General features: G+C 63.1%; 4 protein-coding genes and 1 pseudogene. All 5 read left to right on the top strand.

The annotated features are described in order from the left end of the window. Positions 1–368 precede the first annotated feature (368 nt). Positions 369–1115, top strand: coding sequence for a bifunctional NADP-dependent 3-hydroxy acid dehydrogenase/3-hydroxypropionate dehydrogenase YdfG (ydfG, locus tag BVER_RS29060; RefSeq protein ID WP_050456172.1), 747 nt, complete (start codon positions 369–371; stop codon positions 1113–1115). 138 nt (positions 1116–1253) lie between these two features. After that, entirely contained in the window at positions 1254–1709 is a 456-nt protein-coding gene (ybgC, locus tag BVER_RS29055) for a tol-pal system-associated acyl-CoA thioesterase (RefSeq protein WP_050456171.1), read from the top strand. 148 nt (positions 1710–1857) lie between these two features. Further along, positions 1858–2535: a protein TolQ gene (gene tolQ / locus BVER_RS29050; RefSeq protein ID WP_050456170.1), complete on the top strand. Its 678-nt coding sequence runs from the start codon at positions 1858–1860 to the stop codon at positions 2533–2535. A 24-nt stretch (positions 2536–2559) separates the two neighbouring features. Continuing rightward, positions 2560–3003, top strand: coding sequence for a protein TolR (gene tolR, locus BVER_RS29045; protein ID WP_050456169.1), 444 nt, complete (start codon positions 2560–2562; stop codon positions 3001–3003). Then, positions 3000–3211 (top strand): annotated as a pseudogene (locus BVER_RS29040) (cell envelope integrity protein TolA); the annotation flags it as partial. The gene tolR and the pseudogene BVER_RS29040, both read left to right, overlap by 4 nt.

The following is a 3211-nucleotide window of genomic DNA, read 5'->3' as shown; positions in this document are numbered from 1 at the left end:
TCGCGCCCCATCGAGATGCTCTACACCATGCCTATCGCAGTCGATTAACTCATATAGACGTTATTCGAACCGCTAGTCGATGTCCCTTACGTTGGGACTGCCCGGACACGAGCGTGCGTGTCGCACCGTGTCGCACTGAGCGTAGTAGTGTAATGGTCGGCCTGGCTTTAGGCAACCGCACGCCAGTGCGCTTCGGCGGCGCATTCGGGACATCATTTGCGGCCAATAAAGCACGGTCGCTCGATCCCTCGATTACTCCGCCAATTGCTTGCCGCAATGCATCATTGGAAGTACCCTTTGCGCCGTTGCCCGAGGCCCGACCCCACGCGGCCCGACTTCCCCAGATTCTTCGCTCCCGGAGCCCGCTCATGATCGTTTTCGTCACCGGCGCATCCGCCGGATTCGGCGCTGCTATTGCCCGTACTTTCGTAAAGGGCGGTCACCGCGTCATCGCGTCGGCCCGCCGCAAGGAGCGCCTCGTCGCGCTCGCCAACGAACTCGGCGACGCGCTGCTGCCGGTCGAACTCGACGTCCGCGACGAAAACGCCATCTGCTCGGCCGTCGCCGCGCTGCCCGAAGCGTTCTCGCAAATCGACGTGCTCGTCAACAACGCAGGGCTCGCGCTCGGCCTCGAACCCGCGCAACGGGCGAATCTCGACGACTGGAAGAACATGATCGACACGAACTGCACGGGTCTCGTAAACGTCACGCACGCGATCCTGCCGGGCATGGTCGAGCGCAATCGCGGTCACGTGTTCAATATCGGCTCGGTCGCGGGCACCTATCCGTATGCGGGCGGCAACGTCTACGGCGCGACCAAGGCCTTCGTGCGCCAGTTCAGCCTGAATCTGCGCGCGGACGTCGCCGGCACGGCCCTGCGCGTGACCGATATCGAGCCGGGTCTGGTCGGCGGCACCGAATTCTCGAACGTGCGTTTCAAGGGCGACGATGCCAAGGCCGGCTCCGTCTACAACGGCGTGCAGGCCCTGACGCCCGAGGATATTGCCGATGCAATCTACTGGATCGCGACGCGTCCGGCGCACGTGAACGTCAACGCGATCGAGATGATGCCGATCGCCCAAAGCTTCGCACCGTTGCAAATTCACCGCGGCTGAATCCCCGAACGACTGAGGATTTAGCTACGCCGCTTGCGCTTCTTGTAAAATGCCGCGGATGAATATCTGTCAAAAAGCACGCCGGAGCGGGTCGGGAAGCGGACGAATCCGCCCTCTCGCGCGCGGAGCGACGCAAAGGTGAACGATCCGTTGATTTTCGAGTGGCCGATTCGGGTGTATTACGAGGACACCGACGCGGGCGGCATCGTCTTCTACGCGAACTACCTCAAGTACTTCGAGCGCGCGCGCACCGAATGGCTGCGCGCGTGCGGCATCGACCAGCAGCGCCTGGCGGAGTCGGACGGCATCGTGTTCGTGGTCAGAAGGACCGCCGTCGAGTATTCCGCGCCCGCGCGGCGCGACGACATGATTCGCGTCGCGAGCCGTATCGAGCGGCTGGGGCGTGCTTCGGTGGATTTTCATCAGGAAGCGTGGCGCGACGACGTGCTGCTGGCGACCGGCGATATTCGCGTGGCGTCGGTGGATCGCGTGTCGATTCGCCCCGCCGCCGTTCCCGATTTCGTGCTCGACGGTTTGCGACGCGGCCCGCACGCGGCGCAGGCTGCATCGTCGCGCGAGGCAGGAACCAATTGATTAAGACGATGAAAGCTGCGCCCACCCTCTTGCGACGCATTCGCCAGGAGCCCACGCGCGGCTTTCGTTATTTTCACAGCCACATCACAAACAACTGACGCGCCTTTGACCGGACGCCCGAATCAACCGGACGGACCAGCGGACCTTTATGGAAAACACACAAGACCTGTCGATCGTTTCTCTCGTCATTCACGCGAGCCTTCTCGCGCAGGCCGTGATGGCGCTGCTGCTGATTCTCTCGCTGCTGTCGTGGACGTTCATCTTCCGCAAGGCGTTCGCGATTCGCCGCGCGCGCGTGCAAACCGAGCGCTTCGAGCGCGATTTCTGGTCCGGCGGCGACTTGCAGGCGCTGTATCAGAGCGCGGCGAACAACCGGCACACCATCGGCGCGCTGGAGCGTATCTTCGAATCCGGCATGCGCGAATTCCTGAAGGGCAAGGAACGCCGCATCACCGATCCGGGCGCGATTCTCGACGGTTCGCGCCGAGCCATGCGCGCCGCCTTCCAGCGCGAGATGGACGTGCTCGAAGCCAATCTCGCGTTTCTCGCCTCGGTCGGTTCGGTCAGCCCCTATATCGGTCTGTTCGGCACGGTGTGGGGGATCATGAACTCGTTCCGCGGTCTCGCCAACGTGCAGCAGGCGACGCTCGCGAACGTCGCGCCGGGCATTGCGGAAGCGCTGGTCGCCACCGCGATCGGCCTGTTCGCCGCGATTCCGGCAGTCGTCGCGTACAACCGCTACGCGCACGATATCGACCGCCTGGCGATCCGCTTCGAGACTTTCATCGAAGAGTTCTCGAACATTCTGCAGCGCCAGGCGCACTAAGCACAAAGGGAAAAGGAGTCCGCGATGGCAGGCCCGATTCGTTCCAGCATGCGCGGCAGTTCGCGCCGCGCGATGGCCGACATCAACGTCGTGCCGTATATCGACGTGATGCTCGTGCTGCTCGTCATCTTCATGGTGACCGCGCCGCTCGTCTCGCCTTCGATCATCAATCTGCCGACGGTCGGCAACGCGCAGCCGCAGGAGCAACAGCCGCCGCTCGTGATCAACATCAAGGCCGACGGCAGCATGACGATCCGCTACAAGGACGACAGCGGTTCGTCGCAAGAGCAGAAGATGACCAAGGGCGATCTCAACACGTTCGTGCTGAACCGTCAGGAGTCGCATCCTGATCAGCCGGTGGTGATCGCGGCGGACAAGACGGTGAAGTACGAGGCCGTCATGAACGTGATGTCCGATATGAAGGCGCGCGGCGTGAAGCGCGTCGGTTTGCTCGTCAAGTCGCAATGATTGGTTCGCAGAACAAGCAGCATCCGCGTGGGCAGGCGTCCGCGCGACCCGTCCGTCCGCCGCGCGAGCGCGGGACGTGGAAGGCGTTCGGCCTCGCCGCGCTGATGCATCTGCTGCTCATCTGGCTGCTGTATCACGGCATCAACTGGCAGAACAACACGCCCGCCGGCGCCGAAGCGGAAATCTGGACCGAAATTCCCGATACGCC

Origin of the sequence: Candidatus Burkholderia verschuerenii, from assembly GCF_001189365.1 — a bacterium.
Lineage (GTDB): Bacteria > Pseudomonadota > Gammaproteobacteria > Burkholderiales > Burkholderiaceae > Caballeronia > Caballeronia verschuerenii.
The sequence above is the reverse complement of the archived record's forward strand: the minus strand, read 5'-3'. Positions and strand labels throughout refer to the sequence as shown.